Source organism: Maribacter halichondriae, from assembly GCF_027474825.1.
Taxonomy (GTDB): Bacteria; Bacteroidota; Bacteroidia; order Flavobacteriales; family Flavobacteriaceae; genus Meishania; species Meishania halichondriae.
This window is the reverse complement of sequence record NZ_CP107030.1, coordinates 2966958-2988740: the sequence shown is the minus strand read 5'-3', so window position 1 is coordinate 2988740 and position 21783 is coordinate 2966958. Positions and strand designations below refer to the sequence as shown.

The 21783-nt window shown below is 42.7% G+C and carries 15 protein-coding genes and 3 pseudogenes; 7 read left to right on the top strand and 11 right to left on the bottom strand.

What is annotated here, in order from left to right; translation table 11 throughout:
* A pseudogene (locus N8A86_RS13820) lies at positions 1-1274 on the top strand (replication-associated recombination protein A).
* A gap of 53 nt (positions 1275-1327) precedes the next feature.
* Here N8A86_RS13820 and N8A86_RS13815 read toward each other — a convergent pair.
* From N8A86_RS13815 to radC, 6 genes and pseudogenes are all read right to left on the bottom strand, one after another.
* Positions 1328-2188 carry a hypothetical protein gene (locus N8A86_RS13815; protein ID WP_273565925.1) on the bottom strand — a complete coding sequence of 287 codons (861 nt, stop codon included), beginning with the start codon at positions 2186-2188 and terminating at the stop codon, positions 1328-1330.
* A gap of 94 nt (positions 2189-2282) precedes the next feature.
* Complete coding sequence (locus tag N8A86_RS13810; RefSeq protein WP_273565924.1) at positions 2283-3689, bottom strand: DUF5723 family protein; 1407 nt, start codon at positions 3687-3689, stop codon at positions 2283-2285.
* A 20-nt stretch (positions 3690-3709) separates the two neighbouring features.
* On the bottom strand, positions 3710-4258 hold the full coding sequence (locus tag N8A86_RS13805; protein WP_273565923.1) for a hypothetical protein: 549 nt from the start codon (positions 4256-4258) through the stop codon (positions 3710-3712).
* A gap of 63 nt (positions 4259-4321) precedes the next feature.
* A complete protein-coding gene (locus tag N8A86_RS13800) occupies positions 4322-5011 on the bottom strand; it encodes a YjjG family noncanonical pyrimidine nucleotidase (RefSeq protein ID WP_273565922.1) in 690 nt (229 codons plus the stop codon).
* Positions 5004-6298: pseudogene (locus tag N8A86_RS13795) on the bottom strand (polysaccharide deacetylase family protein). The gene N8A86_RS13800 and the pseudogene N8A86_RS13795 overlap by 8 nt, the downstream one beginning before the upstream one ends.
* A 48-nt stretch (positions 6299-6346) precedes the next feature.
* Positions 6347-7044: pseudogene (radC, locus tag N8A86_RS13790) on the bottom strand (RadC family protein).
* A 69-nt stretch (positions 7045-7113) separates the two neighbouring features.
* Here radC and N8A86_RS13785 point away from each other — a divergent pair.
* Positions 7114-7752, top strand: a complete 639-nt coding sequence (locus tag N8A86_RS13785) for an FMN-binding negative transcriptional regulator (protein WP_273565921.1) — start codon at positions 7114-7116, stop codon at positions 7750-7752.
* Here the strand turns inward: N8A86_RS13785 and N8A86_RS13780 are convergent.
* Positions 7734-7958 carry a hypothetical protein gene (locus tag N8A86_RS13780; RefSeq protein WP_273565920.1) on the bottom strand — a complete coding sequence of 75 codons (225 nt, stop codon included), beginning with the start codon at positions 7956-7958 and terminating at the stop codon, positions 7734-7736. The genes N8A86_RS13785 and N8A86_RS13780 overlap by 19 nt on opposite strands.
* 87 nt (positions 7959-8045) lie before the next feature.
* On the bottom strand, positions 8046-9404 hold the full coding sequence (locus N8A86_RS13775; RefSeq protein ID WP_273565919.1) for a UDP-N-acetylmuramate--L-alanine ligase: 1359 nt from the start codon (positions 9402-9404) through the stop codon (positions 8046-8048).
* A 93-nt stretch (positions 9405-9497) separates the two neighbouring features.
* Here N8A86_RS13775 and N8A86_RS13770 point away from each other — a divergent pair, with 93 nt between their 5' ends.
* The 3 genes from N8A86_RS13770 to N8A86_RS21630 all read left to right on the top strand — a co-directional run bounded on the left by N8A86_RS13770 (position 9498) and on the right by N8A86_RS21630 (position 16801).
* Positions 9498-10283, top strand: coding sequence for an SDR family oxidoreductase (locus tag N8A86_RS13770; RefSeq protein ID WP_273565918.1), 786 nt, complete (start codon positions 9498-9500; stop codon positions 10281-10283).
* Between the two features lie 390 nt (positions 10284-10673).
* Positions 10674-16379, top strand: coding sequence for an alpha-2-macroglobulin family protein (locus N8A86_RS13765; protein WP_337251612.1), 5706 nt, complete (start codon positions 10674-10676; stop codon positions 16377-16379).
* A gap of 2 nt (positions 16380-16381) precedes the next feature.
* Positions 16382-16801, top strand: coding sequence for an alpha-2-macroglobulin family protein (locus tag N8A86_RS21630; RefSeq protein WP_337251611.1), 420 nt, complete (start codon positions 16382-16384; stop codon positions 16799-16801).
* A gap of 11 nt (positions 16802-16812) precedes the next feature.
* Here N8A86_RS21630 and N8A86_RS13760 read toward each other — a convergent pair whose 3' ends face one another.
* From N8A86_RS13760 to N8A86_RS13750, 3 genes are all read right to left on the bottom strand, one after another.
* A complete protein-coding gene (locus tag N8A86_RS13760) occupies positions 16813-17340 on the bottom strand; it encodes a DUF4136 domain-containing protein (protein WP_273565917.1) in 528 nt (175 codons plus the stop codon).
* 67 nt (positions 17341-17407) lie between these two features.
* Complete coding sequence (gene obgE / locus N8A86_RS13755; protein WP_273565916.1) at positions 17408-18409, bottom strand: GTPase ObgE; 1002 nt, start codon at positions 18407-18409, stop codon at positions 17408-17410.
* Positions 18410-18846: 437 nt separating this feature from the next.
* A complete protein-coding gene (locus tag N8A86_RS13750; protein WP_273565915.1) occupies positions 18847-19953 on the bottom strand; it encodes an adenylate kinase in 1107 nt (368 codons plus the stop codon).
* A 131-nt stretch (positions 19954-20084) separates the two neighbouring features.
* On the opposite strand from N8A86_RS13750, the gene N8A86_RS13745 reads away from it, so the two are divergent.
* On the top strand, positions 20085-21239 hold the full coding sequence (locus tag N8A86_RS13745) for a 5-(carboxyamino)imidazole ribonucleotide synthase (protein WP_273565914.1): 1155 nt from the start codon (positions 20085-20087) through the stop codon (positions 21237-21239).
* Between the two features lies 1 nt (position 21240).
* Positions 21241-21729: a 5-(carboxyamino)imidazole ribonucleotide mutase gene (gene purE, locus N8A86_RS13740; RefSeq protein WP_273565913.1), complete on the top strand. Its 489-nt coding sequence runs from the start codon at positions 21241-21243 to the stop codon at positions 21727-21729.
* Positions 21730-21783: the final 54 nt, after the last annotated feature.

Below are 21783 nucleotides of genomic sequence, written 5' to 3'. Positions count from 1 at the left end.
ATGAACGAACCGCTCGCCGAACGTGTTAGGCCAAAAACGCTCGAAGATTATATCAGCCAGCACCATCTGGTAGGCGACAAAGGTGCGTTGACCCATCAAATTAAAAAAGGAATCATACCCTCATTGATTTTTTGGGGGCCTCCCGGAACCGGAAAAACCACTTTGGCAAACATTATTTCATACGAGAGCGGTCGACCGTTCTATGCATTGAGTGCCATAAATAGTGGTGTAAAAGACATTCGTGACGTCATAGACAAAGCGAAACAGAGCGGCGGTCTTTTTACTTCCAAAAACCCTATTCTGTTTATTGATGAAATCCACCGTTTCAGTAAATCGCAACAAGATTCGCTATTGGGAGCGGTCGAAAAGGGATGGGTAACATTGATAGGGGCTACAACTGAGAACCCGAGTTTTGAGGTCATTCCAGCATTATTATCACGATGTCAAGTTTATATTCTAAACCCTTTCGGGAAGGAAGATTTGGAAGCCTTGTTAAAAAGGGCCATGGAACAAGATTCCTTCTTGAGATCAAAAAAATAAAACTCAAGGAAACAGAGGCACTACTTCGACTTTCTGGTGGCGATGGAAGAAAATTGCTCAATATCTTCGAACTCATTGTAAATTCCGAAGAGACCCATACTATCGTTATTACCGACAAACTTGTTTTGGATAAGATCCAGAAAAACACAGTGCTCTATGATAAGACCGGAGAACAGCATTATGATATCATTTCGGCCTTTATAAAATCGATCCGCGGCAGTGACCCTAACGCAGCGGTATATTGGTTGGCAAGGATGATCGAAGGCGGTGAAGACGTGAAATTCATTGCACGTAGGATGCTTATTTCGGCGTCGGAAGATATCGGTCTGGCCAATCCGACGGCGTTGGTCATCGCGAATGCCGCCTTTCAGGCGGTGACTACCATAGGATACCCTGAAGCACGTATCATTTTGAGCCAATGTGCCATTTACCTTGCGACTTCTGCGAAAAGCAACGCAAGCTATATGGCCATAGGTAAGGCCCAGCAAACCGTCAAACAAACGGGAGACCTATCCGTACCTCTACCATTGAGAAACGCACCCACCAAATTAATGAAGGATTTGGGATATGGGAAAGAATACAAATATGCCCATGACTATGAAAACAACTTTGTCTCCGAAGAATTTCTTCCGGAAGAACTTACAGGGACATCTTTCTATGTACCGGGAACAAACCAACGTGAAAATGCCATCAAAAATTTTTTAAAAAACCGTTGGAAAGATAAGTACGAGTAGCCAGTTGCACTATAGATTAAAGAGTAAAGGTCATATACAACTAGCGCGAAGTATTAAAATTTAATGTTCAGTTCCTCGACGGTCAGTTGCCCGTCTTGATAATATTCAAAGAACCATGTATCATTCTTCTTATACACCACACCTTTCCGAGTATCCGATTCTACCAAGTAGTAATCGGGCATTGAGGTGCCCAAAAGCTTCAATCGAATTTTAGGTGTGCTGTCCACCAATTGGTAACCATTTTCGACTTCTTGTGCATATAAAACGCCTTCTGAAACTTTTATGGCTTGGGCATCACCCTCTTGAGATTTCGCTTTCGTTATATTTGACTCAACAGGTTCTACGCTTTTGTAACTCTGTTCCTCGGTGGTCGCTTTTTGTTTTACAACCGCCGTATTCGGTTTGTTCTTAGCCTCTTTTTTATTCTCGTCCAAAGACTTGACATCGTTTTTAAAGCTGATCGTAACGGGTGCCGGTTCCTCACTTTTGGGGGTATATGAGTGGTAGATGGTATCAAAAGAACCGAACGCCTCGGTAATTGACTCTCTATAGGCGGCTTTGAAATCCTTTTCTTTGCTCTTACCCTCCTTTGTGGTCATGATCACCGCTCCGTTGCAGTCTTTTAAATGTAAGGTTGTCTTCGTCGTGAACATGGATGATGCGTCTTCTAAGTCTACCGTTAAACCTAGGCATCTATTTTCGTTCAAATCAGTGGGCAAGGCATCGTCATAGACCGTTTTAAAACCTTTTTTGGTAAAAAGATGTTTTATGAGCGTACTGGTCTGATGCTTGTTTTCATCTTTGAACCCATCAAATCGCTTTGGAACGATGATATATTTGTAATCATTTAAGGAAACTTGCGCATTGGCAAAATAACTTCCGAAGAGAAAAAGGGCAATAACTACGTTTTTCATAAGGGATATCATTAAAATATATCTCGAATAGTCCAAAAAGCGTGCCTTTTTGGTACGCCATCCCTAAAAAGGTTTTGAAACAGGAGCGTATGAACTATTTAGTGCCCCAAGATATGATATTTATTCCCAATTGGAAAGATGCATAGCGGCTAGCGGCCACGTTACGATATGCCAGAAGATTGTCAGCCATAAAATAGAGATTTACAGGACCTGCCTGAAGATTAAGTCCTAAACCGATATTGGTCGCCGTAAACTTATCCACAGTATAGGTTGTCTTAATGGCCATAAAATTGCCAAACCGTCTTTGGTAAAAAGCACTCAACGCTGCCTGTGGACCTCTTGGACGGTTTATCATATAGAGTTGGCCACCCAAACCGTTTACGTACTTTGCCCTATTTCGGTTTCGACTCGCTGGCGTTATTCCACAATCGCAGTCAGCCTTTGAATCTACCGGTTCCCCAAAGTTGTATCGCAATGAGGCGTACAACTTCGTTGGCCTGAAGGTTAAATAACTCTTATCGTTGATTTCAAAAGGAATAAAGGCCTCGACTTCATCGATCAGATCTTGATAAAAATCATCATTGACATTGACAAGATCGGCTGGTAAAATCTCGACACCTTCAATCGTGGCACTGCCTTTCAAAGTGTATGTTCTGATATCATTGGCATGGTAAATAAACCCTAGGTCCAATAGGCTTGCGGTAAACACTGTCTGTTCATTGAGGTCGTAAGAAAGACCCAAATCTAGACCAAGGCCGAGATCACCACCGAAAAAACCTCTTTTTAATATGGTGCTTCCCAACGTTCCTTCGTCTTGTGCATCCCAAACGGCGTTCATACCCGATGTTCGCATTTCCATATCGGCGACCAGCGTATTGGCCAATAAATTGTTCTGGCCTTCGGTGGTCACAAAATATCCTTTATTCCTTGTGGAATTGAAATCAAGGATTCCGGAATAAATCTTCCCCCTGACCCCTCCTGTAATCTTGTCATTGATACGCTTATTGATTCCGAAATGAAATACGTTTACGATTTCCCCTCGCGTCTTTAAATCCCCCAAATCAAATTTTCTATTGAGACTGTTCGCATTGCCTTCAAAAGCAAGAATGGCATAATCTTGAAACCAGTAGCCAATTCCATCACCTTCATTGTAAATACCGAAGGAATAAAATGTATCGGGGTCTTTCCCCCTAAAACCGACATTGAGTAATTCCAATTGATAGGTGCCGCTCAGTTCGTCGCGGGTATCCATACCTCGGATAAGCCTATCCCTAAACTTATCATTGATATCCAACCCGTCATCGGCAAAAATATCATTCACGGAAACTCCACTGGAACCTGCTTGAAAAGATATTCCTGATAAAGCCGGAAAGCCCGTGTACCATTTAAAATCAGTCTGGGCACCAGGATTGAGCAGTAACGATTGCGGAATTTCGGTAAAATCGTACAGCAGTTGCTTGTTCTGACCCTGCATAAGAAACCCTGCCCCTAAAAAGGCCATGTATATGAGATTCCGTATTCTCATTTCAACCGTAGCCTGAATTTAGCTGAAGATTTTAAGGTAATCTTAGCGTCATCTATGTTCGAAGTACTTGAATTGTCGCCATTATTGCGGGCCGTGACCCTGAAATTAGAAGTGTTGGTAATGATATCGATAGGTCGGCCCCCATCACCGTATTGGATCTCACGACGATCAATGGCCGTTGGAGCCGCCTGTATTGTAAATACTTCGGTATCCAGCACATTGTCTCCGTCATCGGTGAATTCGACCGTAATTTCCAATTCTTTGCTTGTGGTATTCTCCACTTCATAGGTAATGACACCATCGATGACACGATTGGCAAAGATATCGGTCGCAAACGCATCGAAATTAAAATTTTGGGTCACGATATCGACACCCGTGATGGCATTGATGAAACTTTCAGGGGTTTCGATATAGAGAATAGCAGCCTCGTAGGTGGGAGTAATACTTAAATCTTCGTATTGGTCAAAGTCTTGTTTATCGGAGCAGCCGATAAACAAAATGGATATTACATATGAAATTGGAACGAGCGCTTTAAGCAGTTTCATTAGATTAACCTTTCATGGGGCTATCAACGTTGTAAATAGACCTGGGTCACTGCATATATAACTCTACAAAAAGCTTTTTATTTCACTTAAATCTTGAATCATCTCGCAATGATCGTGAGGCAATTCGTTATGGGCATTGAAATGAATCGCCCGAATACCGACCGCCTGCGCCCCTAGAATATCGGCCTCAAGGCTATCACCGATCATCAAGGACTTTTCAGGAGCCACTTTCGCACGGTTCAAGGCCAATTCAAAAATCAATGGGTTCGGCTTCTTTACTCCCGCCATTTCCGAATTGATGATCTGATCGAAATAATCACGAATATTGGAGTTGCGCATTTTCTTTTCCTGTATTTCCTCAAAACCATTTGTGATAATATGTAACCTGTACTTCGGACGTAAATATTCAAGTATTTCAATGGTATTGGGAAGTAGATGGCCAAAAGATGACAAATGGGCAATATATTCGACCGCCAAAAGATTGATCAAGTCATCAGAAATAGGATGACGTAGCCTATCGAAAACTGTTTTTAGACGTTGATACCGTAGCTCAGATTTGCTAATCTTTTCTTCCCGATATAATTTCCAAAATGCAAGATTGGCCGGGATGTATACCTCTAAAAAATCATGCAAATCGATTTCTATACGGTTTTGGGACAAGACTTTTTCAAAAGTAAGTGCCGAGTTTTTTTCGAAATCCCACAATGTGTGGTCCAAATCGAAGAACACATCAGTTACAACATTGTTATACATGATATCTTTTTAAAACATTGGAATACAAGTCTTTCCATGAAATCTTGTTTTTGCTTCCTAGTAGTTCGTTCGAAAAAATGGTCAAGAAGTTCCCATTTATTTGCTTGACCTTATGGTATAAAAGATCCATCTCCTGTAAAATTTGACCCTCGTCCTTTGCATTGACAAAAGCATAATCATGTGCAGCAAAAGGATGTATGCGTATGGGTTGCTGTATCTCAACATTGATGTCATAAAAATAGAACGGAAGACTGGTACCTGCCCGAAATCCGATTTCACTGGTATAGCCCATGGTATAGTCATCCGTAAACTCAGCCTCGACCAATCTGCGATAGGTTTCAGGTACATCGACCCGATTATAACGCATACGGGAATAATTCACGGCACGATTGATAACCTCCGACAGGTCTTTTTTTCTTTTCTCAATAATGAGACTTCGTCAAAAGAGCTATAGGAAGCCGACAATGCCACTTTACTATAATCGGCAATATATTTAATCAGAAACCTGAATTTGTTCTTGTCAGGTGAGACATTCTTGTCATATGTCGAGTAGGTGGCAAATTGAAAAAAGAAAATACTTTTTACCTTTAATTTCTTATGTTGTTCTACCAACCATTCGAAATTATCATAGGGGTCTTTACCTGAATCGATCCAAACCGCTATTCGCTGTATCACACGTCTTAGCCGAAAATTACCCAGATCCATAAAAAAGCCGCCGAGACTACGCGCAAAACCACGGTGGGCATAACAATGAGAAGTTGTAACATCAATTAAAGAAGTATACGAATACCTCCCATTTTTTATCTCAAGATCTGTAAAACGTGCCTTCAAGGCCTTGCCAAGTTCCAAGGCCCATAGGTCTACAACGGGCAAGCGCAAGAAATTATTCTGAAACGCTATGCTATCTTTTGGGGAAAACCTCCCATGCATATCCTTTACATGTGGCAAATACTCTTCGTACCTACTCAATAAATAGAAGCTTGCCGAAAAAATATCAAAGGGAATATTACTACGCTCCCCTGAAGCAAAAAAGCAGGGGACGCCGTTCCAGTCTCCCATAACAATCGAAATATCGTTGATGCCCTGTTCAAACAAAAGGTCGTTGCTACGAATAAAAAACTCATTCTGTAAAGGCTGTTTGGTGTAGGTAATCTTTGGACCCGTGTGCTTTATAAAATCCTCGACCTTGGTAGAAAAGATAATCTCGATACCCAACATCCGAGTAAAAATGTGCTTCATGATATAGCTGAAGCGCGGGGTTATTTTATGGGTATATACGAGTAGCATCGATTCTTTTAAATTTCAGGTCTCAAATAAAAAAATTGTTTCTAGTTTCTAGAGCAAATTTGTGTCGGCAAAACTAAAATAATCCTTTTGGGTAATGATCAAATGATCCAAAACTTTTATATCTAAGGCAGCAGCGGCCGACTTTAATTTTTCAGTGACCCTTTTGTCTTCCGTACTTGGTTTCAAAGTTCCTGATGGGTGATTATGGGCCAAGATCAAACCTACTGCGCCCAATTCCAAAGCTTGCTTCATTACGACGCGTACGTCGACCAAGGTGCCCGTAAGCCCTCCCTTGCTAAGTTGAGCGGTCAACAACACTTTGTTGGCATTGTTTAGATAGAGGATCCAGAATTCTTCGTGTGGCAGTTCACCGATAATGGGCTGCAAAAGTTCAAAAGCATCTTGACTACTTGATATTTTTGTAATCTTTAGGGCACCCTCCCCCTTCTGCGTCTGCCCATTTCTAAGGCGGCGGCAATGGTAACCGCTTTTGCTTCACCAATACCCTTGAACTGCATTAGTTGTTTGATGGAGAGTTTGCCGAGTTCGTTCAGGTTATTGTTGACCGAGGCCAAGATACGTTTAGCTAGTTCTACCGCACTTTCGTTACGACTACCAGAACCTATAAGAATGGCGATAAGTTCAGCATCCGATAGTACGGACTTGCCCTTTTGCACCAATTTTTCCCTTGGTTTGTCATCGTCGGACCAATGTTTTATGGAAAAGGAGGTTACTTTTTCCTGCATTCGCTAAAGATAACAAAGACTCGTTTATATTTTATCGTAAATTTCGGAACAACAATCATTGACCAATAAATGAAATATCCGCCGCAACACCATCAAGAGGCAAGCTTTAAAAATGTTCTGGAAGTAGTCAAGAACTATCCTTTCGCCACGCTGGTCACGGCAAAGAACGATACGCCTTTTATTACACACATTCCCATAGTTTATGAGGATGACGGAAGCACGCATGGCAAGCTAGTTGCCCATATAGACAAATACAACCCACAGGTGGAGACTTTGACCCATGGCGCAATCGTCACTTCCGTCTTTTATGGACCGGATTGCTATATTTCTCCTTCGACCTACAGCACGAAACAATTACCTACCTGGAACTACATTTTTGCACACCTAAAAGGAAAAGTGACTTTACTGACCGACAAAGAATCCGTGAAGCATACCATGGTGCGCATGACTTCATTTCTAGAAGGAGAAAATCCGAAATATGAACTGGCCCTTGATGACCCAAGAATGGATGCTCTAGTTGACTATATTGTCGGATTTGAAATCGAGATCACCCATTGGGAAGGAAAGTTCAAATTCTCACAGGACAAGCTCAAAAAAGACCAAGAACTGGCAAAGCACGAGCTGATCAGAAGTCAAAAAAAGGATGTTTCCAATTTTGTGGACAGCATTTTCAAAAATCATGAAAATGCTCAAAAATCGGGCAAATAATCCACCGTATTGTTCAAATCTTCATCAGGAAACACTTCCGGTTGCTCAATATGTTCACGGGTATCGTTCACCGACCTCGATTCTTCAAGAATAACGTTCGACATGCCGAGCATAAAGGCAATCAACATCAACGAAACCCTGCGTCTTAGAAATACCAATATATCTTTGACCTTGATTTTCATAAATTCTTTGGAATCTTCTTTCATAAATTCTTTGGAATCTTCACGAAATAGAAGTCAATGAACATTCCAGAATTAAGAAACCTGACATTTTTACTGGTAAAATACTAAAAATCAGTTTTCTATCTTCTCTTTCAAAACCTTTAAATCCAATCCGCCGTAATTGCCCGAACTCATTAATAGTAATACGGAGTCCTTATAATCCACCCCAAAAACAAATTCATGAAAAGCGGCGGATTCGGTAAAAATTTGCAAATCATCCCTTTTAAAAGCTTCCGAAATCTGTTCTGGACTCACGGCATCTAATTTTTTTATTGCGACAGACTCTGGCAGATAAAAAACAATGGCCTCGTCTGCGGCATCCAAAGCGCCCTTGTATTCTTTCAAAAATTCAGGATTAAAGCTACTATACGTATGCAATTCAAGAAAGGCAATCAGTTTTCTATCGGGGTATTGCTCTTTAACCGCTCGAGTAGTAGCGGCCACCTTGCTAGGCGAATGTGCAAAATCTTTATAGGCCACACACGAATGGCTTTCAGCGATTTTTTCCAAACGTTTCGAAGCTCCTGTAAAAGTGCCGATAGCTTCATAAAAATAATCCTCATCTACCCCCATATTCTGACAGATCCATTTCGCACCGGCAAGATTGCTCAGATTGTGCTTCCCGAAAACTTCAATAGGCATATGGCCTTCGCGAGTCTCTAAAAGTGTCTGTCCGTTTTCAACATTGTATTCAGGAGTATGATAAGGTAATTTTCGAATGGAATTCTCTGAAGCCTCGACCACTTTTTTAACTTCTGGATCCTCTTCGTTATAGGTTATACTCCCACCCTTTACGATACTGTCCACAAAAATCCGGAATTGCTCCACATAGTTCTCAAACGTCGGAAAAACATTGATATGGTCCCATGCGATGCCGCTTAACAAAGCAATGTTCGGTTTGTACAAGTGGAATTTAGGTCTTCGGTCAATGGGAGAAGATAAATACTCATCCCCTTCCAAAACAATAAAATCATTTTCTTCGGTCAGGTGTACCATCCTATCAAACCCCTCTAATTGCGCTCCGACCATAAAATCGACTTTACGGTCATGATAATTCAAAACATGCAGAATCATCGAAGTAATCGTGGTCTTGCCATGACTTCCACCAATTACCACTCGAGTCTTGTTCTTTGATTGTTCATAAAGGAATTCAGGATAGGAATAAATCGTCAATCCCAATTCTTGTGCTTTCAACAATTCGGGATTGTCGGGTTTGGCGTGCATGCCCAAAATGACGGCATCCAAATCCTCAGATATTTTATTAGGAAACCAGCCGAATTCCTCGGGTAACAATCCTTTATCGTCCAATCGCGACCTTGAAGGTTCATAGATGACATCATCGCTGCCCGTAATCGCGTAGCCTTTATGCTCAAGTGCCAAGGCCAAGTTGTGCATGGCACTACCGCCAATGGCAATAAAATGGATTTTCATAAAACAAGTTATGGGTTCAAAGATAGGAATTGCATTGGCCATCAAAAACCGCTACTTTATAATTATCTTAGTTGCTTTAACAATTTAGCACCCATGAACATATCCCTAAGAAACAAAAAAGCCCTGATCGGCGGAAGTAGCGGCGGCATTGGAAAAGCGATTGCCGAACAATTGGCCAAAAGCGGAGCGAGCGTTACCCTGATGTCGCGAAGCGAGGATAAACTGAAAAAAATAGTTTCCGAATTGTCGACTGACCAAGGCCAACAGCATCAATATCTTGTAGTCGATTTTACCGATTTTAAAAGTTACAAAAAGATTGTTTCTAGCTTTTTCGAAAATAATTCCGTAGATATTTTGGTCAACAATACCCAAGGCCCATCGGCAGGAAACGCCTTGGAAAAAAAAGTAGCCGATTTTCAGGAAGCCTTCGACCTACTTTTTAAAACAGTAGTTCTAACCACCGAACTGGCCTTAACACAAATGCAAAAAAACCAATGGGGCAGAATCATCAATGTGGCCTCGGTTTCCGTAAAAGAGCCCTTGAACTATTTGGCGCTATCGAACACCATACGAGCGGCGGTAGTGACTTGGGCAAAATCTTTGGCAACAAACGTGGGTCCCGACCAGATTACTGTAAACAATATTCTTACAGGCTTTTTTGACACCGACCGCATTACCCAGCTCAATGCCAAAAAAGCGGAGCAATTGGGTATTCCGCAAGCGGAAGTCAGAGCGGACATGGAATCGAAAGTCCCGCTACAACGCATCGGGCGCCCCGAAGAATATGGGTATCTCGTTGCTTTTTTAGCTTCGGACAAGGCTGCTTATATCACAGGAACACAGATTCCGATTGACGGGGGTTTGTTGAAATCGCTTTGATAATGATTGTTCTTTTAAGGCTCCTTCTCTTGGATAAGGGAAGGTGGATTCTCCGCTTTTTCTGCGGAGAAGACGGAAGGGATTGAAAGCACAAGCCTTGGGGACTGTATCATAGCTAGGGCAAACTAGCCAAAGTTCGGGCTTTCAACCCCTCCGCTTTTTCTCCGCCAACTGGCGGGGAAAAACCACCTCCCCTCGTCTGAGGGGAGGAACCACAAAATGTTTAACCTAGAACTTTGAAACCTTATTCCCTAACCAAAACCACCCCTTCCCTCATTTTTCATTGTTTTCAGGGAGTTATGGAACCATCTTTGCCCTTAACTTTGTAATCGAATACGTTAAAGGAGCTTAAATCGTTCTAATTTTTAGGGTATTCCAAAAAAATGCAGGATGAGAAACATCATATTGTTATTGACCATAGTCCTATTTTCACAGATGACCGAAGCGCAAAAAAACAATGATTCGTACGAGCAACTCTGGAAACAAGTCCAGAAGCTTGAAAACGAGGCATTGACAAAATCTGCGCTCAAGGTCGTGGAAAGCATTTCCGAAAAGGCAAAAAAGGAAAAGAATTCCCCGCAGATCGTCAAGGCGCTATTGTATTCCTCTAAATACGCGTTGACGTTGGAAGAAGATCCCCAGCTCAAAATTATCAACGATTTCAGGTCGGAAATCGAAAAAGCGGAATTCCCAACTAAAAACGTGTTGAAGAGTTATTTGGCAAACCTGTACTGGCAGTATTTCCAGAACAATCGCTATCAGTTCTACAATCGAACAAAGACGGAAACAAAAGTCGATAGTGTCGATTTCAGGACATGGGACCTGACCACGATTTTCCATGAAATCGATGTGCATTTTGAAAAATCTCTAGAAAATGAAGACAAGCTGAAGACAGTTTTAGCATCCGAGTTCGATGCAATCTTAAACGAACAGCCGAATTCTAAAGACTACCGCCCTACCCTTTTTGACCTCTTGGCGCATGCCGCCCTGGAATTTTACAAGACCAGCGAAAACAACATTACCCGCCCTGCAGATAAATTTGAAATAGATGACCCCGAAATTCTTTGTGAGGCTGGCAATTTTTTAGGCCTACAAATAACTACAGAGGATAAGACTTCCTTACAGGCCAAAGCCTTAAAAATCTATCAAAAATTGTTATGGATGCATTTGCCCTCGGCACGTCCTTACCGCTTTGCCGAAGTCGATATCGAGCGGCTGTTGTTCATATATCAAAACGCGACCTTCGCGAACAAGGAAGGTTATTTTCTAGAGGTACTGCAAAACTCTATGGATGCAGGAAAAGGAGGGTTAGCATCTACCTTATATACATACGAAATCGCCGCATTGTATCAACAGATGGGACAAATCTATAGTCCGAAAGGCAACACTGAGCACCGCTGGAAACTTAAGGACGCCGTGGAACTTTGCGACGAGGTCATCAAGGCTGCTCCCGACAGCCGTGGTGCTGAAAAATGCAAGGCCTTGAAATCACAAATTCTAAGTCAAAGTCTTCAATTGACCACGGAAGAATATATTCCCGTTAACAATCCTTCCCGTTTGTTGGTCAATTATAAAAACCATGACGGATTACGACTTTCCGCCAGAAAAATTTCGCAGGAACAATTGGTGCAATTGAACAAAATCTATGAGCATCCGAAGAAATTGGCGTTCCTGAAAAAACTTTCCGTTGTGAAGGAATGGAATGCCGACCTAAAAAATGAGAACGATTATCAAGATCATGCCACGGAAATACTCCTGCCGGCCCTTCCGAACGATCAATATATGATTTTGGCCGAACCGGTCGAAAACTCAAATGGCACCTTTGCGTATAGTCCCGTTCAGGTAACCGATTTTGCCTTGGTCGAGACCCGCACCCCGACCCACCAGCAATTTCAGGTTATCGATAGAAGCAACGGTGCACCGATTTCCAGGGCCGACCTGAAGTTCTATTATCAAGTTAGATATGACGGGCCACGAAGAAACAAAAGCTTTACCAGCGACGAAATGGGCATGGTTTCCATTCCCTTGACCGATGAAACATGGAACAACGTAAATATTCGTATCAATCATTCGAGCGGGACTGCCTTTTACAAGGACTACTACCTCAACCAAAAATATGCCCAGGGAAAATTCGCGGGTGATGAAATTGCCTTCCTATTTACCGACCGAAGTATTTACCGACCCGGGCAACCGCTTTATTTCAAGGGAATCGCCCTGAAACGCGAATTGGGCAAATCCACAGTTCTTGAAAATACTCTGGTCAACGTCGTTCTCAAGGATGTCAATTACCAAGAGGTCTCCAAACAGCAGTTCACAACCAACGAATTCGGGTCTTTTTCGGGGGAATTTATACTGCCCTCCAACGGCCTTACAGGAAACTTTACCATGGAAGTAACGGGTAAGAACGGCCTGAACGGAAGCGCCAACTTCTCCGTAGAGGAATACAAACGCCCCAAATTCGAAACTTCCTTCGAGCCGATTACCGAAACCTACAAAGTCAACGACAGCATTACCGTAAATGGAATCGCAACCGCGTATGCCGGAAGCAACATAACCGATGCAAAAGTGGTCTATCGTGTAAAGCGGGTCGTCTATTTCCCCAGATGGTACTATTGGTACCGCCCCTATTTCGATACCACGCCCCAAGAAATCGCGCACGGCGAGACCAAAACGGACGCTTCCGGAAAGTACAAGATCGACTTTAAGGCCATACCCGATAACAAAACGGATAAAAAGGATTTACCGACTTTCACTTACGAGGTCACGGCCGATGTAACTGATATCAATGGCGAGACGCACAGTGCCACGACCACCGTTCGCGTGGGCTATCATGCCTTGACGGCGAATGTTTATATCGCCGATCCTTTGGACAAAGATCAGGATAGCATTCAACTTTCGATTTCCACGAACAACCTGAACGGTCAATTTGTTCCCGCAAAGGGAACCTTGAAAATGTACAAATTGATTCCACCGAAAAACGTATTGCGCAGCAGGCCTTGGGCAGCTCCCGATTACAAAGGTTTTTCCAAGGAAGAATTTAAAAATCTATTTCCTCATGACGCATACGACAACGAACACGATTATACCCAATGGGAAAAGGGAAAAATGGTCTGGCAATCGAATTTCGACACGGGCGAATCCACCGAAATCGATTTGGGGAATCTTAAAAAATGGGCCTCGGGCAAATATGTCATCGAACTCGAAACCAAGGATAAGTTCGGACAAGAAGTAAAGGATATCGCCCACACCACCCTTTTCAGTCACAACGACAAGCAGTTGGCCGACAACCAACTTTTTGAGATCAAGACCGATAAGAATACTTATTCCATTGGCGACAAGGCGACCATTACCCTTTTGAGCAGCGCAAAGGATGTACAGGTTACGGTATTTGTAGAGAAGGATAAAAAAATCGTCGATACCCGCTTGATCCGTCTAAGCGACAATTCAAAGTCGTTTTCACTACCGGTCACAAAAGACGATTTGGGCGGTTTTGCTATCAGCTACAGTTTCTCCGCGTTCAACGCGTACCAATCGGGAAACCTAAGTATCTATTTACCTTATCCGCAGAAACAACTGGAAATCGAGACCCTGACCTTTCGTGACAAACTGAAACCGGGTACCGACGAGACTTGGTCTTTTAAGGTCAAGGGCGAGAAAGGCGAGAAAGTGGCTGCCGAATTGTTGGCCAGCATGTACGATGCCTCGTTGGATGCGTTTCGCGGACATTATTGGAGCTTCAGCCCTATGTATAATCCGTCCTACTATTCGAACATCTACACCAATGCGCATCGAAGTTTTGGCACCAGTTCGTTTAACGTGTACTATGATACCAATAATCTGTACAGCTATACCCCACAATATTTTGATTCGTTCGACTGGTTCGGACTGTATTTTGGATATCAAATTGGTAGAGGTTACGCAGGAAGCACCATGCGTAGAATGAAAAAAAGTGATGGCGCACCCGCACCCGCTATGATGATGGATGATGCGGAAGGAGAAATGTATGCTTTGGAAGAATCAGTTATTGCTAACGAGCAATCCGCACCAAAAGATAAAAACGAGGAAAAATCGAACAAGCCATTAGGCCAGCGAGATCAACCTGGTAAAGAACGTGATGAAAACAATGGCGCGGAAAGCGCTTCGGAAGATGTCCAAATTCGTAAAAACTTGCAGGAAACCGCTTTTTTCTTCCCGCAATTACAAACGGACAAAGAAGGAAACGTTACGTTCAGTTTTACCACGCCCGAAGCCCTTACCAAATGGAATCTACAATTATTGGTACATACAAAAGATTTGCAAAGTACCTATCGAACATTGCAAACGGTTACCAAAAAAGAACTAATGGTCATACCCAATGCACCTCGATTTTTGCGGGAAGGGGACGAAATCGTTATCAGTACCAAAATCGCAAATCTTTCTTATAAGCCATTGACAGGGTTCGCCAAACTCGAACTCACGGACGCAACAACAGGTAAGGTCATTACTAGAGAACTAGTAACGAACCCAATGAAGGCAAGTGAGGAGATTTCAATGGCCATAGAGGAATTTAAAGTAGATTCCCTGAGCAATACCCAAGTCTCTTGGCGATTGAAAATTCCACAATACGTACAGGCCGTTCAATACAAAGTGATTGCGCAAGCCGGAGATTTCAGTGATGGCGAACAAAATGTGCTTCCCGTACTTACCAATCGCATGTTGGTCACGGAGACTTTACCGATGTGGGTGCGCAGCAATCAAACGAAGACATTTACTTTAGATAAGTTGAAGAACACGTCTTCGGCTACGCTCAGACACCACAAGCTGACTTTGGAAATGACTTCCAATCCAGCCTGGTATGCGGTGCAGTCCCTCCCCTATTTGATGGAGTACCCATACGAGTGTAACGAGCAGATGTTCGCCCGATATTATGCGAATACCTTGGCGAGCCACATTGCCAATTCGAATCCGCGTATTCAGAAAGTATTCGACCAATGGCGAAATTCGGATGCCTTGTTGAGCAATTTGGAGAAGAACCAAGAATTAAAATCGTTGTTGATTCAAGAAACCCCATGGTTGCGGGACGCACAATCCGAGACCGAGCAAAAGAAGCGTATCGCCCTATTGTTCAATTTGGACAAGATGAAGCATGAACAAGCGAATGCCCTGAACAAATTGAAGAACAATCAAAAGTCCTCGGGTGCATGGCCTTGGTTTGCGGGCGGGCCTGACAATAGGTTTATTACACAGCATATCATTACAGGATTGGGACATCTTAAAAAACTAAATGTCGCTTCGGCTACGCTCAGCGACCAAAAAGGGATGATTCAAAAGGCTATCCAATATTTAGATGCCGAATTCGTCAACGAATACGAACGCATGAAGCGACATGCCTCGAATATCAATGACGATCATTTGAGCCAAACACAGATCCATTATCTGTATATGCGCAGCTTTTTCAAGGACATTCCTTCCAACCAAAAAGTAAAGGAGATTACTTCCTACTATCAAGGTCAGGCCCAAAAGTATTGGATGCATCGCGGCCTATATTCCAAAGGAATGTTGGCACTGGTGCTCCATCGCATGGATGATTCAAATACCTCTGGAAAGATTTTAAGGTCTTTAAGGGAAAACAGCATTAGCTCCGAAGAACTCGGTATGTACTGGAAAGAAAATACGGCCTCTTGGTACTGGTACCGAGCACCGATCGAGACCCAGGCTTTGATGATCGAGGCTTTCGGGGAAATAGAAAACGATGTAAAAACTATTGATAACCTCAAAGTCTGGTTGCTGAAAAACAAACAGACGAACCAGTGGAGTACCACAAAGGCCACAACGGAAGCCGTCTATGCGCTATTGCTCCAAGGTAGCGATTGGCTTTCAGTTACCGAGGCGGTCGAAGTATTGGTCGGAGGAAAAAATATAGATCCCGCAAAACTGGAAAACGTAAAAGTAGAGGCCGGTACCGGCTATTTTAAAAGTTCATGGGACGGCTCGGAAGTGAAACCAAAAATGGCCGAAGTACAAATCAGCAAAAAAGGAGCGGGCATTGCCTGGGGAGCCCTTTACTGGCAATATTTTGAAGATCTGGATAAGATTACCACCGCAGAGACCCCCTAAAATTGAAGAAAAAAATTTTCCTGAAAAAGAATACCGATACGGGCGAAGAGATTTCTGAAATAACTGAAAAAACCAATTTAAAGGTTGGAGATTTGGTGCGTGTTCGCATCGAACTCCGCTCCGACCGTGATATGGAATTCGTACATATGAAAGATATGCGCGCGGCAGGTTTCGAACCCATCAATGTATTCTCTCAATACAAATGGCAAGACGGACTCGGCTATTACGAAAGCACAAAAGATGCCAGTACGAATTTCTTTTTTGACTATTTGCCCAAGGGAGTTTACGTATTTGAATATAATCTACGTGTAAATAATGCCGGGGAATTTAGCAATGGCACTACGACCATCCAGAGTATGTATGCGCCGGAATTCAGTAGTCATTCTGAGGGAGTTAGGGTTGAAGTTGGAAGTGGAGAGTAGTAATGGATATTTCACTTTTTTGATTTGGGCGGATACTTCTTTAACACCTTTACCACTAATTCTTGAAATTTTTGTTCGCGAACTACGGGAGGCAAGTCTTCCTTCAGCGAACTAGTACTGATAGCTTGCCAAAAGAGCATATCTTTTTTGGCGTCGACAAAATCGAATTGTAAGATGCGTTCTAAATTAGGGCGACCTACTGGAATTCCGACGGAAACGCCTCCTCCAACATTTCGACCCGTTCCACCAACACCCACCCCGACCGAAGTATTTTGCGGTGCTTGATACGATCTACCTTCGATATCGATCAGAAAATCAGGCTCTTCGGAAAAAACAAGTCCTTTGGACTGGAGGGCAATATCCAAGGCTTTGAAAAGACGCTTATTGTCCAACTCCGTCAATCCGGTCTGCATATCGGGATAAAAATTGTAGGTATTATAATTGGAGAAATCCGTCTCTTTATCGTAGTCATAGTTGACGCGAACGGCACTGCACGAAATAAAAAGGGAAACAAAAAATATGATAGGTAGGCATCTCATAGTTATTGTATTTCTTTAAAATTACAGAAAAAAGTAACCCAAACCTTTGAAATTCAATACTATTCGATTAAGCGTTCAGCATAGCCCAAAGCCGATCTTTCAGTTCTTGAAGCCCAATTTGGGCGACCGAAGAGATGAACATATAAGGTAGATCCTTAAAATCTTTATCCAATTCGATTCGCATTTCATCCATGAGTTCTTCGTCGAGCATATCACTTTTAGAGATACATATCAATCGTTCCTTATCCAACAATTCTGGATTGTATCTTCGGAGTTCATCCAACAAAATTTCATATTCCTTGCTAATATCATTGCTATCGGCAGGAATTAAAAACAACAAGGTCGCATTGCGTTCTATGTGGCGCAAAAAGTAATGACCTAGGCCTTTCCCTTCTGCAGCTCCTTCGATTATTCCCGGAATATCGGCCATTACAAAACTTTGAAAATCACGATGTTGAACGATTCCCAGATTCGGTTTTAAAGTTGTAAACTCATAATCGGCGATTTTGGGTTTGGCCGAAGTCAAGACAGATAATAAAGTAGACTTACCTGCATTGGGAAAACCGACGAGACCAACATCGGCGAGAACCTTTAACTCGAGAACAACATCGATTTCCTGGCCTGGTATTCCGGGTTGGGCATACCTTGGGGTTTGATTGGTCGGGGTTTTAAAATGCCAATTGCCACGACCTCCCATGCCTCCTTCCAATAACATTTTTTCTTCGCCATCTTCCGTGATTTCAAAAAGCACTTTTTCAGTCTCTGGGTCTTTCACCACCGTGCCCAACGGAACATCGATGTAACTGTCCGCACCATCGGCACCAGAACTCCGATTTTTACTGCCATGCTCTCCATGGCCCGCCTTAAAATGTTTTTTGAACTTAAAGTTGACCAATGTCCAAAGGTTCTTGTTGCCCCTGAGAATGATATGTCCGCCACGACCACCGTCACCACCATCAGGTCCACCCTTTGTAATATATTTTTCGCGATGAAGATGCGCAGATCCCTTTCCTCCGTTACCTGATTCAACATGTACTTTTACGTAGTCTACAAAATTGCCTTCGGTCATAAATAGTTAAGCTTTCATTGTCATTCCCACAAAGGCAGGAATCTGTTCAATAGTACTGTAAAGTTAGTTTTGGTTTAAGGTTCGTTGTTCGTAAAAGTAAGTAAATCCGGCGATGCAGTACTCGCGAGGTTTAATCAGTTATGTTGGCAGCGAATCATCAATAAAAAAGATATAGATCAAATAGCCTATCAAGGCCAATATAAGAAATAACGTAGCCAGGCAACCTGTAAAAAAACAGCTTTTGAAAATATCCTTGGTTCTTATGACTTCTTCTTTCATTTGAGCTTGCTTTCGATGACAAAGGTAACGCCCTTTTACTTTGGAAGGGCGCAGTCGACAGTTGAGATGGTTAGTATATAGAAAAACTAATATCCGTTTCCCAAATCAAAAATCAGCAGTCGTCAATCCCAAATCAAAAATCGTACATCGTAAACCCTTTAAAGTTCCTCGATAACCTTGCCCAACCTATGGGTAATCTCGTCAATGGCACCTATTCCGTTAACACTATGAAATTTGCCCTGAGCCTCGTAATAGTCTTTTAAAGGTGCTGTCTTCTGGTTGTATTCGTCAAAGCGGTTACGAATCTTGTTCTCGTCTTGATCATCTATACGACCGCTGACCTTTCCGCGCTCCAAAAGACGTTGTATCAAGACTTCATCGTTGGCCTCCAAGGCAATGGTCGCATCGATTTTCATGTCTTTTGTGGCGAGAAATTTGTCCAAAGCTTCAGCTTGTGCAGTAGTTCTTGGGAATCCGTCAAAGATGAATCCGCTTGCATCCGGGTTTTTGTCTACGGCATCCTCCAACATTTTTATGGTCACCTCGTCGGGCACCAAGTCGCCCTTATCGATATATGATTTAGCTAATTTTCCCAAATCGGTATCGTTCTTCATATTATACCGGAACAGGTCTCCCGTAGAAATATGCTTCAAGTTGTATTGCTCTTTCAAAAATTCGGCCTGAGTGCCCTTGCCGGCGCCCGGTTTTCCGAATAGTACAAGATTGATCATATGTTTTTGGTTTAGTTGGTAAACTTCTTTGAGATTTCGACCCAGTTCGCGGTAATCGAGACCGTACCCCACGATAAATTTATTTGGGATCTCGATACCGACGTAGTCGATTTTGTACTCACCGTTATAGATTTCAGACTTGTAAAATAGACTGGCTATTTTAAACTCCTTTACGTTGGTGTTGCTAAACAAATGTACCAGTTCTTGCAACGTGCGGCCTGTATCGATAATATCCTCTAAAATGATCACACAGCGGTCATCGATGTTCTCTGGTGGGTCCAACAAGGTTTCCACAATACCCGTAGAAGTAAGCCCTTGGTATGAACTCAACTTTACAAAAGAGACCTCGCACGGATGCGGATACTGTTTTAAAAAATCGGAAACGAACATAAAAGATCCATTAAGTACTCCAACAAATATTGGGGTCTCATCCTTATAGTCAGCGGCAACCTTTTCAGCAACGGACTTGACCGCTGTTTGAATTTCCGCCTCGCTCAAAAAGGGTTTGAAATATTTGTCGTGGAGCTTTATCAAGGGACGTATATTTTATGCACAGGATGGCAAATATACCAATTTGATTTCTCTTTTTTAGACCGATGCCAAGGGTTTTAAGAATTCGACGTATTTTTGTGACCATACCATAAATAAAGGCAAAACAAATACCCATGGAATATTTTTCTTCGGATTTTACCTTAGGAATTTTAGGCGGGGGGCAACTCGGTAAAATGATGCTCTACGAGACCCGAAAATGGGATATTCGTACTAAGGTCATGGATGCCTCGGAGGAAGCTCCCTGCAAAATAGCCTGTAATGAATTCGTAAAGGGAAGTTTGATGGATTTCGATGCCGTTTATAATTTCGGAAAAGATGTGGATGTGTTGACCATCGAAATCGAAAATGTAAATCTCGGGGCTTTGGAAAAGCTGGAAGATGAAGGTAAAAAGGTCTACCCTCCGACAAAAGCCTTGCGTATCATACAGAACAAGGCCAAACAGAAATTGTTTTATGTAGACCATGGAATTCCCACGGCCGAATTTCATCGTTTTGCTTATAAAAGTGAAATCGAAGACAGTATCGCGAATGGTGGTATGAGTTTTCCCTTTATCTGGAAGGCCGCACAATTCGGCTATGATGGGCAGGGCGTGAAAGTAGTTCGTAAGTTGGAAGATTTAGAAGGTCTCCCCGCCGGGGATTGTATCGCTGAGGAAATGGTCGATTTTAAAAACGAATTGGCGGTGATCGTTGCGCGAAGCGTTAGCGGTGAGGTAAAGACCTATCCCGTGGTCGAAATGGAATTTCATCCCGAAGCGAATCAGGTAGAATATGTTATCTGTCCTGCTCGAATCGATTCAAAAGTGGCCCAAAAAGCACAGGAAATTGCCTTGAAGGTTTCCGAAAAAATACAACAAGTCGGACTTTTGGCTGTGGAAATGTTCCAAACCCAAGATGATCAAATTTTGGTGAACGAAGTAGCTCCACGACCACATAACAGCGGGCATTACAGCATTGAGGCTAGCTATACGAACCAGTTCGAACAGCATATCCGAGCCATTTTGGATTTGCCATTAGGAAGTACCGACAGTAAAGTCGCCGGCATTATGGTCAACTTGGTCGGAGCCGAGGGGCATACCGGAGATGTGGTCTATGAGAACATCGATGAAATTTTACGGATGGAAGGCGTAACCCCACATATTTATGGAAAAAAACAGACCCGGCCTTTTCGGAAGATGGGGCATGTGACGATCGTAAATGAGGATATTTCAGAAGCAAGAAGAATTGCGCAGCAAGTGAAAGAAAGAATTATAGTAATTAGCAAATAGTATGAGCAAAGTAGCCGTAGTCATGGGAAGCACCAGCGACCTACCCGTAATGCAGGAAGCGATAGATATCTTAAAAGGCTTCGATATTGAAGTCGACGTCGATATTGTGTCCGCCCACCGAACGCCTGAAAAACTTTTTGAATTCAGTAAAAATGCGCATACGAATGGCTACTCCGTCATCATTGCGGGTGCTGGAGGTGCAGCGCATCTACCCGGCATGGTGGCTTCAATGTCGCCGCTGCCCGTAATCGGTGTTCCCGTAAAAAGCAGCAATTCTATCGATGGTTGGGATTCTATACTTTCCATACTTCAAATGCCAGGGGGAGTACCCGTCGCCACAGTCGCTTTGAACGGCGCCAAAAATGCAGGTATCCTCGCAGCACAGATTATCGGTTCGTCAGACAAATGCGTTCTCGATAAAATCATTTTATACAAAGAAGGATTGAAGCAGAAGGTGATTGATGGAGCGAAAAAAGTAAACAAAAAATAGTTGTTCGTTGTTCGTTGATGGTTGCCAGATTTATCTTGTAACTCTTCAATCGCA